Here is a 15,496-nt window from a genome sequence, read left to right as displayed (position 1 = left end):
GGCGTTCCTCGCGGCGCTAGGGCTGTCCATCGCCGTAGTAGTAAGAAGCGCGCGAGTACCGATACCGTCCGTACTTCGGTCGATAGCCCAGTCGCGGCGACTGCAGTTTCAGGCCGTTGAAGACGACGCCGGCCAGGGGGGCGCCCACCTGCTCGAGCCGCTTGGCGGCCTCTCGGATCTCGCCCACGGTGTTCATGCCCGAGCGCACCACCAGCATGACGGTGGAGGCGTGCGCGCCGACCACGGCCGCGCCGGAGGACGACAGCACCGGAGCCGTGTCGACGATGATCAGGTCGTAGTCGTCGCCCAGGCTGCGCAGGCATGCGCTGAACCTTTCCGACGCCAACAGTTCCGACGGGTCGAATGTGACCTTGCCCGTGGGGATGAAGTCCACGCCGTTCATCACGTTGCGCCGCGTCGCGCTGGCCAGCGGGATTGCGCCGGCCAGGACCTCGAACAGGCCGTTCTCCGCCGGCGTGGCGAAATAGCGGTTCAGGGCGCCGCGCCGGAAGTCCGCGTCGATCAGCAGGACGCGCTTGCCTACGGCCGCCTGGATGAAGGCGAAGTTGGCCGACAGGAACGACTTGCCCACTCCCGGTATCGGTCCGGTGAACACCACGACGTTGTTGGGCGCGTCGCGCATCGCCACCTGCAGCACCGTGCGGAAACTTCGCAAACTCTCGATGGGCGGCGTACTGCCGTTGCTCTGCGCCAGCAGTGCCGGTATGCGCGAGTTCTTGCGCCGCGCGCGCCGCCACAGGCGGCTCTGCAGTTCGCTGAACGGCACGGTGGCCAGCACGGGCAGGCCGGTATAGCGCTCGATCTCGTCGGGGTCCGTCAGGCCGCCGAACATCGCGTTGCGCACGAAGGCGATGATGACGCCCAGCACCAGGCCGGCCAGCAACGCCACGCCGAACACCATGGGGGCCTTCGGGCTGAGAGGCCGCTCGGCGGGCAGCGCCGTGTCCACCACGCGCACGTTGCCGACCTTGCCCGCGCGTATCATGCGCAGCTGCTGCGCATTGTTCAGCAGGGCGGTGTACAGGTCGGTGCTGACCTTCACGTCGCGGGTCAGCCGCACCACGTCCTGTTCCAGGTCGGGCAGTTCGCGGATCCTGGCGTTGAGCTTGTTCAGGTCGCCTTGCAGCGACGCGATCTGGCGATCGACGGCCTCGATGCCGGGATGCGAGCGCGCGAAGCGCGTGGCCAGTTCCTGGCGCCGCGCCCGCAGTTCGAAGATGCGGTTCTGCGCCTCGACGGATTGGCCCAGCACCAGCTTGGCCTCCTCGCCCAGGTCGATGGTGCCGCGAGCGTTGCGCAGGGCGTTGTAGCGCGACTCGGAATCCTCGAGCTGCTTCTTCAGGATCGGCAACTGCTGGTCCAGGAACGTCAGCGACTTCTCCGCCTGCGCGGTCTTGCGGTTGGTGTTCTGCTGCACATAGACCTGGCCGATCTCGTTGAGCACCGCCGCCGTCAGCGTGGGGTCGCTGCCTTGCAGCGTCACGCCGATCACGTTGGACTGGCGGCCGCGTTCGAAGATGCCCATCCGCTCCTGCAGGGCGCCGATGGCCTCCAGGCGCGAATTGCGCACCACCGAGAAATGCGTCTCGGGCCTGGCCTCCAGCGTGTCGATCTGTATCTCGATCGCGCCGCCCGGCACTTCGAAGCGTTCGGGCCGGCCCACCAGTCCCTCGAAACGCATCTTGTTGACCGGGTCGACCAGCTCGTACATGCCGGATGCCAGCGCCACGACTCGCAGCTTCTTGCCCTGCAGGGCGTCGGGAACGTCGATGTGCCCCACGACGATGCGCTCGCCGCCCCAGGCGTAGCGGCCGGGCAGCGCGTCCGTCCATGCGGGCGGCAGCCCGAGGTTGTCGCGGCGCTTGGCGATCCACTCGCCTATCACGGGGAAGTAGTCGGGCCTGGCCTGCACGTACAGGCGGAAGGCGTCGACCGCCTGCCCCACGACCAGGCGCGATCGCAGGATCTCCATTTCTCCGGAGGCGGCCTGCTTGACGTCGAAGATGGCGGACACGTCGCCCAGGATGCTTTTTGCCGCGGTGGGGGTCTCTTCCTCCACCTGCACCGCGATGTCGGATTGGTAGACGGGAGGGGTGAGCAGGTAATACACGGCGCCCGCCAGTATCGCCAGCACGGCCATCGTCGCGATGACCAGCCGGTTGGCCAGCAGGACGTCCATGTACGACATCATCGGTGTTTCGGGCGCGCGGCCTTCGGTGTACTCGAGCTGGAGAGGATGCTGCTTCATTGTCGACTCGCTATGAAGAAGGAACCGCATGCGGGTCTACCGTCGCATGCCACGGCTCGCAGGCCGTGACTGTCGGCATCTGCGGGAAAGGCATTACTCCGTGGTGGTATCCACGGTTTGAACCGTCTGTGTGGTCGGGAACAGCAGCGAAATGAAGCGGTTCCATCGCACCAGATTGCCTGCATCGACGAACACGACGTCCTTCGATTCCAGCGGGAACTTCTGCGCCACCGCCAGTGCCTGCGGCGACGAACTGTCCAGGTGGAACACCTGTGGCCGGGCGTCGGGCAACGCACGCACCACGTAGATGTCCGCCGGGTTACTGGTCAATTGGCTGGGCCCCCCGGCTTCACCCAACGCATCGCCCAGCGAGAGTTCGCCGTCGCGCATCGTCAGCGCTGCGGGCGTGGTCACTTCTCCCATCACGTACACCTTGTTGTCGCTCCGAGCCTGCACGCGCACGATGTCGCCCGTCTGCAGCAGGATCGATGTCTGGTCTATGCCCGCCGCCTCCAGCGCGGGCAGGTCCAGCCGCGTGGTCTGCCCGTGGCGGGTCAGGAAAACGCGGCTGCGGTCGGCTGTCGGCAGCAAGCCCCCGGCCCGGTTCACCGCCTCCGGCAGCGTCATCGGCACGTCGGTGATGGGCGCCGGTCCGGGGGTTTTCACCTCGCCTTCCACATAGACACGCTTGCTGCGATAACCTAGCACGCGCACCGTGATCTGGGGATCGGGTATGTAGTCGGCCAGGCCGCGCAAGAGGCTGTTCCTTATCTGTACCTCGGTCAATCCGGCTACCTTCAATAGGCCTACATACGGGAACTGAACGTAGCCATCCGACGAGACGGGGTAGCCCGGAATGCCGGCACTAGTGTCTCCAAGCGAAAGCTCGGTGGGACCTGTCCCGATGCTGTAAGTCTGAGTCGGAAGCACAAGTTCCGGGTGGTCCCAGACCACGATAGAAATGATGTCACCCGGCCCGATGACGTAGGGCTGCGGCTTGCCGGTCAGCTTGCGCACGTCGTCGCTCACCGGCACCTGCCGCGCGCGAGTCGCCTGCATGGCCAGCGTGGGCGTTATCTGGCTCACCTCCACCTTTGAATTCGGATCCGCGGGGTCCACCAGGAAACCGGATTGATAGCGCATGCCCGGCGCGAAAGCGCAGGCGCCCAGCAGGGACACGAGCGCGACCATCAGGCCGGTGCGGTACAGCGTTCGAATGGCGATGTTCATTGGCGTTCCACAAGAGGACTTCTATTTCGTGAGGCTACGGCCGGGTAACCGGCTGCGACATTCCACGCGAATTCCCGGGTGTCGCACATTGGGCTGATGGACTAATGCTTCGCTTAAGTCCTTTGGACGTTTCGGCCTTGCATGCCTGTTTCCTAAGATGCTTTCGCAACGCCGAATGCGGCGACGTGCAGCCGTAGGGCTGCCTACGACGACACGTACCGCCCCAGGAGCGCATCATGGATTCGCCACCGCTGACCGGAAGGCTTCCGGATACCGGGCTGTTGTTTCGATTGACGGATGCCGCCATCGTCGCGGCGGCTGGGCTGGCATCCGTGCAGTGGCTCGCCGCGCGGCAGGACACCGAGCTCGCGCAGATATATGCGCTGCTGGTCTATCTGTGCAGCTTCTGCACGATCGCGCTGTTCCCCGCGTTCCGCCTGTATGCGTCATGGCGCGGCCGCAGCCTGGTCGAGCTCGCCGGCCGCGCTTTCGCGGCCTGGACGACGGTGTTCGCGCTGGCCATCCTCGTCAGCTTCCTGACTCATCAGACGGCGGTCATATCGCGCGGATGGGCGGGCGTGTGGTTCATCGGCGCCGCGCTCGGACTGATCGGCGTGCGGCTGGCCGTGTACGGCATCCTGAGCCGCATGCGCGATCGCGGCCTGGATCAGAAGCGCGTGGTGCTGGTGGGCTTCGGCGTGCTGGGACACGACCTGTGGCGCCGCGCGCACGAAGCAAGCGGCGCCGGCTACGAGATCATGGGCATCTATACCGACACGGACGAACACACGCCGGCGCGCGCGCATCGGCTTGCCGGTCTGGACGAGCTCTCGCCCTTCATCCGTCAGCATCAGATACGCGAAGTGTGGATCGCGCTGTCCATCGAGTCGGGGCAGTTGGTGGGGCAGGTCATGCATCACCTGCGCCACGATCCCATCGACGTGCGCTGGATCCCCGACGTGATGTCGGTGCGGCTGCTGGGTCATCGCGTCGACGAGTTCCTGGGCGTGCCCGCCATCGCGCTGAACAGCCTGCCGGCGGCCGGCATACGCGGCATGGCGAAGGAGGTGTTCGACCGGGTGTTCGCCGCCTGCGTGCTGGTGGCGCTCGCTCCGCTGCTGCTGACCATCGCGCTGTTGATCAAGCTGGGTTCGCGCGGGCCGGTGCTCTTCACCCAGGCGCGCCTGGGCGTGGACGGCAGGGTGTTCCAGGTCTACAAATTCCGCAGCATGACGGTGCACCAGGAAGAGCATGGCGTGGTCACGCAGGCCACGCGCAATGACGCGCGGGTCACGCGGCTGGGAGCCTTCCTGCGCCGCACCAGCCTGGACGAACTTCCGCAATTCCTGAACGTGCTGCGCGGCGAGATGTCGGTGGTAGGGCCTCGGCCGCATGCGCTGGAGCACAACGAGCAATTCAAGGACGCGGTCACGCACTACATGATGCGCCATCGCGTCAAGCCCGGCATCACGGGCTGGGCCCAGATCAACGGCGCGCGCGGCCAGACCGATACCGTGCACAAGATGCGCGACCGCGTCGAGTTCGATCTGTACTACATCCAGAACTGGTCGTTCCTGATGGACCTGCGCATCATCGCCAAGACCGCCGTGTCGGGCTGGACGGGCAAGAATGTCTACTGAAGCGCAGCAGGTCGAATCCCGTCCGCTCAGTCCCGCTCGATTCCGCCAGGCGGTCGACATGCTGCCGCTGGTGTCCATCGACCTGCTGGTGTGCGATGCCGACGGCAGGTATCTGCTTGGGCTGCGCGGCAATCCGCCCGCCAGCGGCAGGTGGTTCGTGCCGGGCGGGCGCATCCGCAAGGGCGAGACGCTGGACCGCGCCATGACCCGGCTGACGCGCGAAGAACTGGGCAAGGCGATGGCGCTTTCGCGCTGGAGCCTGCGCGGGGTCTACGAGCACTTCTACGACGTGAACTTCGCCGGCGAGTCCGGCAGGCGCACCCATTACGTGGTGCTGGCCTACCAGACCCGGCTGCCCGCCGGCCCCCTGGACCTGGGACTGCCGGCCGACCAACACCTGGGCTTTCGCTGGGACACCCCGGCCCAGGCTGCCATCGACCCGGACGTTCATCCCTATACGCGAGCTTATTTCACGGAGCATCTGTAATGACCTGCCCCTATCCCGACGTGCGTCCCGTGGTTCTCTGCGGAGGATCCGGATCCCGCCTGTGGCCGTTGTCCCGCCAGTTGCTGCCCAAGCAGTTCATCCGTTTGACGGGGTCGCGCAGCCTGCTGCAGAACACCGTCACGCGCCTGGCCGCCGCCACGGGCTCGACGCAGCCGCTGCTGGTGTGCAACGAGGCGCATCGCTTCGTCGCCGCGGAACAGATGCAGGAGCTGCCGGACATCGACGCCGACCTGCTGCTGGAGCCGTGCGCCCGCAACACCGCGCCGGCCATCGCCGCCGCCACGCTGCGCGCGATGCGCGACGGCGCCGATCCCATCATGCTGGTCGTCCCTTCGGATCACGTCATGGAGGAAGGCGAAGCTTTGCAGCAAGCCTTCGCGACGGCATTCGACGCGGCCGCCGAAGGCGCGCTGGTCGCGTTCGGCGTGCATCCCACGGCGCCGCTGACCGGCTACGGCTATCTGCGCACGCAGCCGGGCGAAGGCGCGTGGCGCAGGGTGGAGGCCTTCGTCGAGAAACCCGACGCGCAGCGGGCGGCCGAGTTCCTCAACGAGGGCGGCTACTACTGGAACAGCGGGATGTTCGCCTTCCGCGCCTCGGTGCTGCTGTCCGAGCTGGAACGCCTGGTGCCGGAGATGCTCGAGGCCGTGCGCGCCGCCGTCCGGCACGGCGCCGGCGACGACCGGGTGTTCAGGCTGGATGCCGATGCGTTCGGCGCCTGCGCCGGCGATTCCATCGACTATGCGGTGATGGAGCGCACCGACAGCGCCGTCGCCGTGCCGCTGGCCACCGGCTGGAGCGACGTGGGCGCCTGGGATGCGGTGTGGGACATCGCCACGAAATCGGAGGACGGCAACTCGACCACCGGCGACGTGCTGGTGCAGGGCTCGCGCAACTGCCTGGTGCATGCCACGGGCAGGCTGGTCGTGACGATAGGCCTGGACGACATCATGGTGATCGAGACCGCCGACGCGGTGCTCGTGGTGAAACGGGATCACGCGCAGGACGTCAAGCGCGTGGTCGAGACATTCCGCATGCAGCAGCGATCGGAGATGGAGCATCACCGCGAGGTCAGGCGCCCGTGGGGGTCGTACGACTCGATCGGCCAGGGGCCGCGCTACCAGATCAAGCGCATCACCGTGAAGCCGGGCGCGCGCCTTTCGTCGCAGATGCATCACCACCGCGCCGAGCACTGGGTCGTGGTGTCCGGCACGGCGCGCATCCATAACGGCGACCGCAATTTCCTCTTGACGGAGAACCAGTCCACCTACATCCCGCTGGGCGAGGTCCATTGCCTGGAGAACCCCGGCAAGATCCCGCTCGAACTCATCGAAGTCCAGTCCGGCGCCTATCTCGGCGAGGATGACATCGTCCGCTTCGACGATGTCTATGGGCGCGTCTAGGACGAAAGACCGTCCGCTACGGCGCCTGGCGGCGCCGTGCACTAAACCTTCCGGCGGATATGCCGCATAAAACGGCGCCGGTAATCTTCATTCATACCTAGCCTAAAGGACATCATCATGCCAAAACGGGCACTGATCACGGGTATCACCGGTCAGGACGGAGCCTACCTCGCCGAGTTCCTGCTCGCCAAGAACTACGAGGTGCATGGCATCAAGCGCCGCGCCTCCATGTTCAATACGGCGCGCATCGACCATCTGTACCAGGATCCGCACGACAATCCGCGCAGCCTGGTCCTGCACCACGGCGACATGACCGACGCCTGCAGCCTGATCCGCATCGTGCAGGCGGTTCAGCCCGACGAGATCTACAACCTGGCCGCCCAGAGCCACGTGGGCGTGTCGTTCGAAGAGCCGGAATACACCGCCAACGCGGATGCGCTGGGCACGCTGCGCCTGCTCGAGGCCATCCGCATCCTGAAGATGGAAGACCGTACGCGCCTCTACCAGGCATCCACGTCGGAGCTCTACGGCATGGTGCGCGAGGTGCCGCAGCGCGAGACCACGCCTTTCTATCCGCGCAGCCCCTACGCCGCGGCGAAGCTGTATGCGTACTGGATCTGCGTGAACTACCGCGAGGCCTACGGCATGTACGCCTGCAACGGCATCCTGTTCAACCACGAGTCGCCGCGGCGCGGAGAGACCTTCGTCACGCGCAAGATCACGCGGGGCCTGGCCCGCATCGCGATGGGCCTGGAGACCTGCCTGCACCTGGGCAACCTCTCGGCGCGGCGCGACTGGGGCCACGCGCGCGACTATGTCGAGATGCAGTGGCTGATGCTGCAGCAGGACAAGCCCGAGGACTTCGTCATCGCCACCGGCATGCAGTACAGCGTGCGCGACTTCATCAATCTGGCGGCGCGCTCGCTGGGCATCCTGCTGGCGTGGGAGGGCGAGGGCGTGCACGAGACCGCGACGGTGCTGATCAGCCCGGCCTACGAGGCGGTGAAGCCGGGCCAGGTGATCGTGCGCGTGGATCCGCGCTACTTCAGGCCGACGGAAGTGGAGACGCTGCTGGGCGATCCGTCGAAGGCTCGCGAGAAGCTGGGGTGGACGCCGCGCACCACCTTCGACCAGCTGGTCCGCGAGATGGTGGCGGCCGACCTGAAGGACGCGCAGCGCGATGCCCTGGTCGAGCAGAACGGCTACGAAGTGTACGCCTACAAGGAGTAACGCCATGGCGGATCTCGCAAAGCGAGTCTACGTCGCTGGGCATCGCGGCATGGTCGGATCGGCGATCGTGCGCGAGCTGCAGCGGTGCGGGTACCGGCACATCATCACCCGCCGGCACGATGAACTCGACCTGGAAGACCAGGCCCAGGTCGAGCGCTTCTTCCGCACGCAGCCCATCGACACGGTGTACCTGGCGGCGGCCAAGGTAGGCGGCATCCTGGCCAACGACACCTATCCCGTCGACTTTCTTTATCGCAACCTGATGATCGAATGCAACGTGATCCAGGCGGCGTTCGCGGCGGGGGTGAGGCATCTGTTGTTCCTCGGGTCGTCCTGCATCTACCCGCGGCTCGCGCCCCAGCCCATGCGCGAGGATGCCTTGCTGACCGGTCCGCTGGAACCGACCAACGAAGCGTACGCCATCGCCAAGATCGCCGGGTTGAAGCTTTGCGAGGCCTATACGCGCCAGTATGGCGCGCACTACGTCTGCGCCATGCCGACGAATCTGTACGGCCCCAACGACAACTACGACCTGCACAGCAGCCACGTGCTGCCGGCCCTGATCCGCAAGTTCCACGAAGCGCGCGAGCACGGCCGCTCGCACGTGACCATCTGGGGCTCGGGGCGGCCGCGCCGCGAGTTCCTGCACGTGGACGATCTCGCCCGCGCCTGCGTCCTGCTGATGGAAACCAGCAGCGCGCGCGGCGTCTACAACGTCGGCGTGGGGCGGGACGTGTCCATCAGCGAGCTGGCGGCGCTGGTGGCCGACGTGGTCGGATTCAAGGGCGAGCTTGCGTACGACGCCAGCAAGCCCGACGGCACCCCGCGCAAGCTGCTGGACGTCAGCCGCATGGAAAAGCTGGGCTGGCAGGCGGGCATCGGTCTGCGGCAGGGCATCGCCGCGACGTACGGCGACTATCTGCGGCGCGTCGCGGCGCAGGCGTTGCCGCTGACCTGATCATCACCACACCAACGGAGGTGGCGTCCATGCGCGCGCTCATGCGAAAGTACGTCGCCGGCAATGCCTCGTTCTGGGGCCTGATGGAGTATGGCCTGGGGCCGGTGGTGGCCCTGGCCGCCACGCCCGTGCTGCTGCGCCAGCTCGGCACCGTGGGGTTCGGCCAGTTCGCCATGATCATGGCCCTGGCCGGCTTCGGCAACGTCGCCAATCTGGGCGCCGCGGTCACGGGCACCAAGCTGGTCTCCGAGCGCGTGGACGAACCCGGCGGGGCCATGCGCGGCGCCGGCGTCGGCCTGGCCCTGATCGCGTGCGCGCTGGCGGCCGTCGCGCTGCTGGCGCTGGCGGGATGGGCCACGGTGTCGGTGGGCTGGCCGCAGGCGACGTTCGGCGGCATTCCCGTCGCCACCCTGGCGCTGCCCGCGCTGGCGGTGTACCTGGGCCAGCAGATGGACCAGCTGTTCACCGGCCTGCTCAAGGGCCGCGAGGCCTTCGCCACGACGGCGATGTGCGAGGTCGGCGGCAGGCTGTTCGCCTACTCGGCCAGCTGCTGCGTGGCGTTGCTGACCCATTCCGCCACCCTGGCATGTCTTGCCCTGGCGGGCGGGGTGCTGACGACCGGCCTGGTCAAGATGCACGTCTTCGCGCGGCGCGAGGGCCATGTCCTGGTGCGGCCGCTGTGGGACCGGGCCGCCATGGGCGCGGCGTTCCGGTTCTCGCGCTGGTCCTGGCTGAACAGCCTGAGCGCGGTCGCCTTCGGTTCGGTAGACCGCATCCTGGTGGGGTCGTTGCTGGGGCCCGCCGCGCTGGCCATCTATGCCGTGGGCGCCCAGGTAGGCCAGATGATCCATACGCTGTCCGTGGCCGTGTTCCAGAAAACCATGCCGCGCGTCAGCCGGCTCGCCGCGCAGGCGGAAGGCCTGCGTGCGGTCGGCGCCGAGGTGCGTCGCCAGATGACTGCCAACATGATCCTGTCGGTGGCGGGCACGGCCGTGGCGCTGGCCGTCAGCGGTCCCCTGCTAGCTCTGCTGGTGGGAGCGGGGCAGGGCGCGGAGCATCTGGGCACGTTCCGCCTGCTCATCGTGGCCGCGGGCCTGCTGTCGCTGAACGCAGTGGCGCATTTCTCTCTGCTGGGCATGGGCAACGGCAGAGCCGTGGCGGTGTTGAACGGTCTGGGCGGGGTGGCGATGATCGCCGTGCTGTTCGCGCTGGTGGCGCCCGTGGGCGAGCACGCCGCCGGCTGGGCGCGCATCGCCTATTCCATCACCACGCTGGGCGGCATCTACCTGGCGTTGAAGCAGTCGCGGCCCCAGGGGCTCGTCCGTCCTTTTCCCGTAACACGGTAAACGAGAGAACATGTTGAGGTCATTGATGCACAGACGCTATTCGAGATCCTCCCGCATGGTGGCCGACTTCGTCAGCCGCCTGCAGGTGCCCGCGCCGCCCGCCGAGAAGCTGCCCAAGCTGACGGTGGTGACGCCGTCGTACAACCAGGCGCGCTTTCTGGAGCGCACCATCCTGTCGGTGCTGAACCAGGGCTATCCCGACCTGGAGTACATCATCATGGATGGCGGATCGACCGACGGCAGCGTCGAGATCATCCGAAAGTACGAGGCCCATCTGGCGCATTGGGAGAGCACGCGGGACCGCGGGCAGTCGCATGCCATCAACAAGGGCTTCGAGATGGCCACCGGCGAGTACTTAGCCTGGCAGAACTCGGATGACCTGTATTGCCCGGGGGCCCTGGTCAAGCTGGGCCGCGCGGCCTTGCGCGAAAGAAGCGCCACGCTCATCAGCGGGAACATGTACATCGCCGACTCGGAGAACAGGATCTTCCGGCAGGTGTCGTACACGCCGATGAGCCGCGCCGACCTGACCGCGATCTGCGCATCGATCCCCAATCAGGTGGCGATCTTCCGCCGCGACGCCTTGCTGCGGCACGGCCTGCTGGACGAGGGGATGCGCTACTGCATGGACCTGGAGCTGTGGAGCCGGCTGCTGCGTGACGGCCCCAACGTGGTCGTGCCCGAGGCCCGCGGCGTATACACCGCGCATGCCGAGACCAAGACCTCGACGATGCTGGACGTGCTGGACAGCGAGCGCGACGTGATCATCGACGGCATTCTCGCCGAAGGCGAGGGCGGCGGCCGGCTGTTCGGCCTGTCGTGCCGGGCGGGCAAGGTGGCCACGCATGCGCGCCAGGGCGATTACGACTACCTGATGGAAAAGCTGGTGCACAAGCTTGCCGGCCGCGACCACTGGCACGCTTACTGAGGAGGGCCCGCCATGCAAGCCCGCTATCGGCACATCTCCACGTTGCCCCTGCTGTGTCTCTTCGTCTTCAGCGCCCTGGCGTTGAGCAACGAAGGCCTGACTCTCGCGGTGGGAGGATTCAAGCTGTCCGCCTTCGACGTGGTGTTCGTCGCCATCGTGTTCGTGAAGTGCCTCAGGCTGGCCGACCCGGCCGCCTACACGCTGCCTCCGGCGCGCGTCACGCTGCTGATGAGCCTGAACGTACTGGCCACCGGCTATCTCCTGTTCATGTCGGCGTCGCCCGCGCCCGGCATCCTGGGCGGCGACGTCGCGCGCGACCTGCGCATCGTCTTCTACTTCCTGGCCACGCCCTACCTTTGCTACAAGGACATCGACAGCCCCGCCGCCTACCGCAGCCTGCAGTGGACCATTGTCGCCAGCGGCGTCGCCGTGTCCGTGCAGATGCTGGTCCAGCAGGTCATCGGCTTCAGCCTGGTCGAGCCGGTGCGAGATCCCAACCTGGGCATCTGGGCGCTGCCCATGGCGGTCGTCTCGATCCTGTACTTCCGCGAGCAGCTCCGCCTTACGCCGCGCACGGCTTACCTGCTGATCATGTTCCTGGTCATGGCGCTCGTGTTCTCGCTGAATCGCAGCCAATACCTGCAGCTGGCCATCACGCTCGCCCTCGCGGTGCTGCTGGGCGGCGGCACGGGCATCCTGCGGCGCGTCTTCCTGATGTTCGCTCCCGCCATCCTGGCCGGCCTGGTCGTCTTCCACGCCATCGGCTACCTGGACGTGCTGTCGCAGCGGGTGCTGACCGTGGAGGCCCTGGACGAGGACTCCAGCTACGGCGCGCGCGTGCAGGAGTACGAGGGGCAGATGAAGCTGTTCCGCGAGAAGCCGATGCTGGGCCATGGCGCCGGGCTGCGCAGCTGGGTGATGGGCGAGGAAGGGTTCGAGCTCAGCACCTTCTCGCACAATTCGTGGAGCTTCTACCTGATGAAGTTCGGCATCGTGGGCACCGTCGTCATCATGGGGCCGTGCCTGTTGCTGCTGCTGATGTCGCTGGGCCGCCGCTACGGCGACCCGGCCCTCGAGACGCACCGGCGCTACCTGCTCGCCTGCGTGCCGGTGTACGTGTTGATCGACTCCATGTCGGCGGGCCTGGCCTATGCGCCGAAGACCGCATTCACGGGGTTCCTGCTGTGCTATTGCCTGTCGCTGCTGCGCAATTACAGCCCGCCGGCCGCGATCGTGGCCTCCCCTGCGCTGCGGACGGCTGGGCCGCCCCGGCCGGTCCCGGCCCGGGCATCCGCGTGGCCCCCCGCGCGCGCGGCGGGGATGGCGACGCCCCGGCCGGCGCCCCGCAAAGTCTCGTTCCCCAGGCTGCCTCATCATGGTTGATGTCCTATTCGTGGTACCGGATCTGCATCAGGGCGGGGTGGGGCGATGCGTACACATGATGCTCGAGTCGCTGCCCGGCTATGGCCTGTCGACGTCGATCTTCTGTGCCCGGGCGGTCGACAACGAACTGCAGCCCGCGCGGGCGACCGTCAGGCGCGGCGTGGCGCGCAAGCTCAGCGGACCGGCCATGTATGCGCTGGCTCCCTGGATACTGTGGCGGCTGATGGCCGAGATCCGCCGCGGCAGGCCGGCGGTGGTGTGCTCGCACGGCCTGTTCTGCAATCTGCTGGTCGCGGCCGCCCGCGTGCTGATGCCGGGCGCCTTCCGGTCCGTGGCCTTCGAGCACAACAGTCCCCGCGCGCATTACCAGACCACCGAGCATGGGTGGCTCAAGCGCTTGCTGCTGCGCCTGGGCTACGGCATGCACGACAGCGTGATCGGCGTGTCGCGCGGGGTCGTGGCGGACCTCGTCGAGATGGTGCCGTCGCTGCGCCAGAAATGCCGGCACATCTACAACGGCGTAGACCTGAACAGGGTGCGCAGCCAGGCTCGCGAGGCGTTCGCCGCCCGGGCGGATGACGGCCTGGTGCACGTCGTCGCGGTGGGACGCCTGGTGCAGGGCAAGGGCTTCGAGACCTTGATCGGCGCGGCCGGCCTGCTGGATGACCCGGGCATATCCATCACCATCATCGGGGAGGGGCCGCATCGCGGGCAGCTCGAGGCCCAGATCGCGCAGCAGCAGCCGCGCAGCCCGGTGCGCCTGGCGGGGTATGCCGCCAACCCATTCCCCGAGGTAGCCGCCGCGGACATCTTCGTGTCCACGTCCGAACGGGAGAGCTTCGGCATCGTGCTGGTCGAGGCGCTGTGCCTGGGCGTGCCGGTGGTGGCGACGAACTGTCCCACCGGGCCGGCGGAGATCCTGGACGACGGGCGTTTCGGCGAACTGGTGCCGGTGGGCAATGCCGGCGCCGTGGCGCGCGCCATCGCCTCGCTGGCGCGGGATCCCGTGCGCCGGCGCCAGCTGTCAACCCTCGGCCCCCGGCGCGCCGCGGATTTCGCGCTCGATCGCCATTGCAAAGAGCTGGTCAACCTTTTCGAACCGTTGGTGCGGCGCCAGGCGCCGGACCGAGCAGGAGCCCGTACATGAATCGCATTCTGGTATCCGTGGTCGTGATGACGAAGAACGAGGAGAAAAACATCGACAAGTGCCTGCGGGCGCTGGTCGACTTCGATGAAGTGTTCGTGGTGGACTCCGACAGCACCGACCGCACGGTGGAGATGGCACGCGGTCTGGGGGCGCGGGTCGTGCCGTTCCGCTGGAACCGCCAGTACCCCAAGAAGAAGCAGTGGTGCCTGGAGAACCTGCCGTTCTCGCACGACGTGGTGCTTTACGTCGATGCCGACGAGGTGATGACGCCCGCGGTGGCGCAGGAAATCCACGCCTGCCTGCCCCGCTTCGCGCAGGGAGCGGGCGGCGCCTTCGTGGGCTTCGACTACGTGTTCTGCGGCAAGTTGCTCAGTCATGGCCACCGCGCCTACAAGCTGGCGCTGCTGCATCGCGGGCGGGCCAGGTTCCTGGACTACGACGACCTGAACGTGGCGAACATGTGGGAGGTAGAGGGCCATTACCAGCCGCAGGTGGTCGGCGAGACGTTCGCGCTGCGCAACCGCATGGTGCACGAAGACCACGACACGCTCTATCACTACTTCGACAAGCACAACCGCTATTCCGACTGGGAAGCCAACCTGCGCGTGCGAGGCCTGATGAACGATCCGCGCGAAGCCAACACCGGCTCGCGCGCTTTCCTGAAGCGGGTATTCGCCATGCTGCCCTTCAAGGGCCTGACGATCTTCGTGCACAGCTACCTGCTGCGGTTCGGCTTCCTCGATGGCAAGGCCGGCCTGGACTATGCCATCGCAAGAGCCGGGTACTACTGGCAGATCGGCCTGAAGGCGCGGGAACTGCGCGCCGCCATGCAGGCAGACGAACTGGCGGCCGAAGGCGCCGCGACGCGCGATGCAAGCTGAAACGGGAGGACCGTCATGGAGACTTTCCAGCGCCTGGACATGTTCCGGATGCCGGCCGGGTTCCGGGGCCGCAATGCGGTGGTGGTGCAGCTCTGGTGGCTGGTGGACAGCACGCTGTTTCGCGGCTCGCCGCAGTTCGCGTACGGTTTCCGGCGGTTCCTGCTGCGCCTGTTCGGCGCCCGCGTGGGGCGCGACGTGTTGATCAGGCCCAGCGCGCGCATCACGTACCCGTGGAAACTGCGCATCGGCGACCACTCCTGGGTGGGCGACGACGTGGTGCTGTACAGCCTGGCCACCATCGACATCGGTTCGCATGCGGTCGTGTCGCAGCGCGGCTATCTGTGCGCGGGTTATCACGACCATGGCGCGCCCGACTTCCCCATACGCGGCGGCCCGATCGTGATCGAGGACGGCGCCTGGCTGGCCACGGACGTGTTCGTCGCGCCAGGGGTGACGGTGCGGCGCAATGCGGTGATCGGGGCGCGCAGTTCGGTGTTCGCCGACATGCCGCCGGACATGATCTGCCATGGATCGCCGTGCCGGCCGGTCAGGGAGCGCATGAAGCGCCCATGA

Annotated in this window: 13 protein-coding genes; 11 read left to right on the top strand and 2 right to left on the bottom strand. The window is 67.1% G+C overall.

Annotated features, from left to right (window positions below):
- Positions 1–16: 16 nt before the first annotated feature.
- A complete protein-coding gene (locus CAL15_RS12385; RefSeq protein WP_086078865.1) occupies positions 17–2,269 on the bottom strand; it encodes a polysaccharide biosynthesis tyrosine autokinase in 2,253 nt (750 codons plus the stop codon).
- A gap of 93 nt (positions 2,270–2,362) precedes the next feature.
- Entirely contained in the window at positions 2,363–3,499 is a 1,137-nt protein-coding gene (locus CAL15_RS12380; protein WP_086078864.1) for a polysaccharide biosynthesis/export family protein, read from the bottom strand.
- A 236-nt stretch (positions 3,500–3,735) separates the two neighbouring features.
- Between CAL15_RS12380 and CAL15_RS12375 the strand changes: the two genes are divergently transcribed.
- From CAL15_RS12375 to CAL15_RS12325, 11 genes are all read left to right on the top strand, one after another.
- Positions 3,736–5,139 carry an undecaprenyl-phosphate glucose phosphotransferase gene (locus CAL15_RS12375; protein ID WP_086078863.1) on the top strand — a complete coding sequence of 468 codons (1,404 nt, stop codon included), beginning with the start codon at positions 3,736–3,738 and terminating at the stop codon, positions 5,137–5,139.
- A complete protein-coding gene (locus CAL15_RS12370) occupies positions 5,129–5,626 on the top strand; it encodes a GDP-mannose mannosyl hydrolase (protein WP_157666653.1) in 498 nt (165 codons plus the stop codon). Before CAL15_RS12375 ends, CAL15_RS12370 begins: the two co-directional genes overlap by 11 nt.
- Positions 5,626–7,050, top strand: a complete 1,425-nt coding sequence (locus CAL15_RS12365) for a mannose-1-phosphate guanylyltransferase/mannose-6-phosphate isomerase (RefSeq protein ID WP_086078861.1) — start codon at positions 5,626–5,628, stop codon at positions 7,048–7,050. Before CAL15_RS12370 ends, CAL15_RS12365 begins: the two co-directional genes overlap by 1 nt.
- A gap of 117 nt (positions 7,051–7,167) precedes the next feature.
- The gene (gmd, locus tag CAL15_RS12360; protein WP_086078860.1) at positions 7,168–8,280 is read left to right on the top strand and encodes a GDP-mannose 4,6-dehydratase; all 1,113 of its coding nucleotides are present in this window, start codon (positions 7,168–7,170) and stop codon (positions 8,278–8,280) included.
- Positions 8,281–8,284: 4 nt separating this feature from the next.
- On the top strand, positions 8,285–9,238 hold the full coding sequence (fcl, locus tag CAL15_RS12355; protein WP_086078859.1) for a GDP-L-fucose synthase: 954 nt from the start codon (positions 8,285–8,287) through the stop codon (positions 9,236–9,238).
- Positions 9,239–9,279: 41 nt separating this feature from the next.
- Entirely contained in the window at positions 9,280–10,584 is a 1,305-nt protein-coding gene (locus CAL15_RS12350; RefSeq protein WP_232467947.1) for a lipopolysaccharide biosynthesis protein, read from the top strand.
- Between the two features lie 55 nt (positions 10,585–10,639).
- A complete protein-coding gene (locus CAL15_RS12345; RefSeq protein ID WP_232467945.1) occupies positions 10,640–11,512 on the top strand; it encodes a glycosyltransferase family 2 protein in 873 nt (290 codons plus the stop codon).
- A 12-nt stretch (positions 11,513–11,524) separates the two neighbouring features.
- Entirely contained in the window at positions 11,525–12,895 is a 1,371-nt protein-coding gene (locus tag CAL15_RS12340) for an O-antigen ligase family protein (RefSeq protein ID WP_086078856.1), read from the top strand.
- 55 nt (positions 12,896–12,950) lie between these two features.
- Positions 12,951–14,042: a glycosyltransferase gene (locus tag CAL15_RS12335; RefSeq protein ID WP_232467944.1), complete on the top strand. Its 1,092-nt coding sequence runs from the start codon at positions 12,951–12,953 to the stop codon at positions 14,040–14,042.
- Positions 14,039–14,923 (top strand): glycosyltransferase family 2 protein, encoded by an 885-nt coding sequence (locus CAL15_RS12330; RefSeq protein ID WP_086078854.1) that lies wholly within the window; start codon positions 14,039–14,041, stop codon positions 14,921–14,923. The genes CAL15_RS12335 and CAL15_RS12330 overlap by 4 nt, the downstream gene beginning before the upstream one ends.
- 15 nt (positions 14,924–14,938) lie before the next feature.
- Positions 14,939–15,496 carry a putative colanic acid biosynthesis acetyltransferase gene (locus CAL15_RS12325; protein ID WP_086078853.1) on the top strand — a complete coding sequence of 186 codons (558 nt, stop codon included), beginning with the start codon at positions 14,939–14,941 and terminating at the stop codon, positions 15,494–15,496.

Source organism: Bordetella genomosp. 13, assembly GCF_002119665.1.
Taxonomy (GTDB): Bacteria; Pseudomonadota; Gammaproteobacteria; order Burkholderiales; family Burkholderiaceae_B; genus Bordetella.
The sequence above is the reverse complement of the archived record's forward strand: the minus strand, read 5'-3'. Positions and strand labels throughout refer to the sequence as shown.

What these genes read in the sequence shown, in the direction of transcription:
- CAL15_RS12345 (WP_232467945.1), top strand. Translation starts at nt 10,640, where the DNA reads ATGGTGGCCGACTTCGTCAGCCGCCTGCAGGTGCCCGCGCCGCCCGCC.
- CAL15_RS12375 (WP_086078863.1), top strand. Translation starts at nt 3,736, where the DNA reads ATGGATTCGCCACCGCTGACCGGAAGGCTTCCGGATACCGGGCTGTTG.
- CAL15_RS12350 (WP_232467947.1), top strand. Translation starts at nt 9,280, where the DNA reads ATGCGAAAGTACGTCGCCGGCAATGCCTCGTTCTGGGGCCTGATGGAG.
- CAL15_RS12385 (WP_086078865.1), bottom strand. Translation starts at nt 2,269, where the DNA reads ATGAAGCAGCATCCTCTCCAGCTCGAGTACACCGAAGGCCGCGCGCCC.
- fcl (WP_086078859.1), top strand. Translation starts at nt 8,285, where the DNA reads ATGGCGGATCTCGCAAAGCGAGTCTACGTCGCTGGGCATCGCGGCATG.
- CAL15_RS12365 (WP_086078861.1), top strand. Translation starts at nt 5,626, where the DNA reads ATGACCTGCCCCTATCCCGACGTGCGTCCCGTGGTTCTCTGCGGAGGA.
- CAL15_RS12325 (WP_086078853.1), top strand. Translation starts at nt 14,939, where the DNA reads ATGGAGACTTTCCAGCGCCTGGACATGTTCCGGATGCCGGCCGGGTTC.
- gmd (WP_086078860.1), top strand. Translation starts at nt 7,168, where the DNA reads ATGCCAAAACGGGCACTGATCACGGGTATCACCGGTCAGGACGGAGCC.
- CAL15_RS12370 (WP_157666653.1), top strand. Translation starts at nt 5,129, where the DNA reads ATGTCTACTGAAGCGCAGCAGGTCGAATCCCGTCCGCTCAGTCCCGCT.
- CAL15_RS12380 (WP_086078864.1), bottom strand. Translation starts at nt 3,499, where the DNA reads ATGAACATCGCCATTCGAACGCTGTACCGCACCGGCCTGATGGTCGCG.
- CAL15_RS12330 (WP_086078854.1), top strand. Translation starts at nt 14,039, where the DNA reads ATGAATCGCATTCTGGTATCCGTGGTCGTGATGACGAAGAACGAGGAG.
- CAL15_RS12335 (WP_232467944.1), top strand. Translation starts at nt 12,951, where the DNA reads ATGATGCTCGAGTCGCTGCCCGGCTATGGCCTGTCGACGTCGATCTTC.
- CAL15_RS12340 (WP_086078856.1), top strand. Translation starts at nt 11,525, where the DNA reads ATGCAAGCCCGCTATCGGCACATCTCCACGTTGCCCCTGCTGTGTCTC.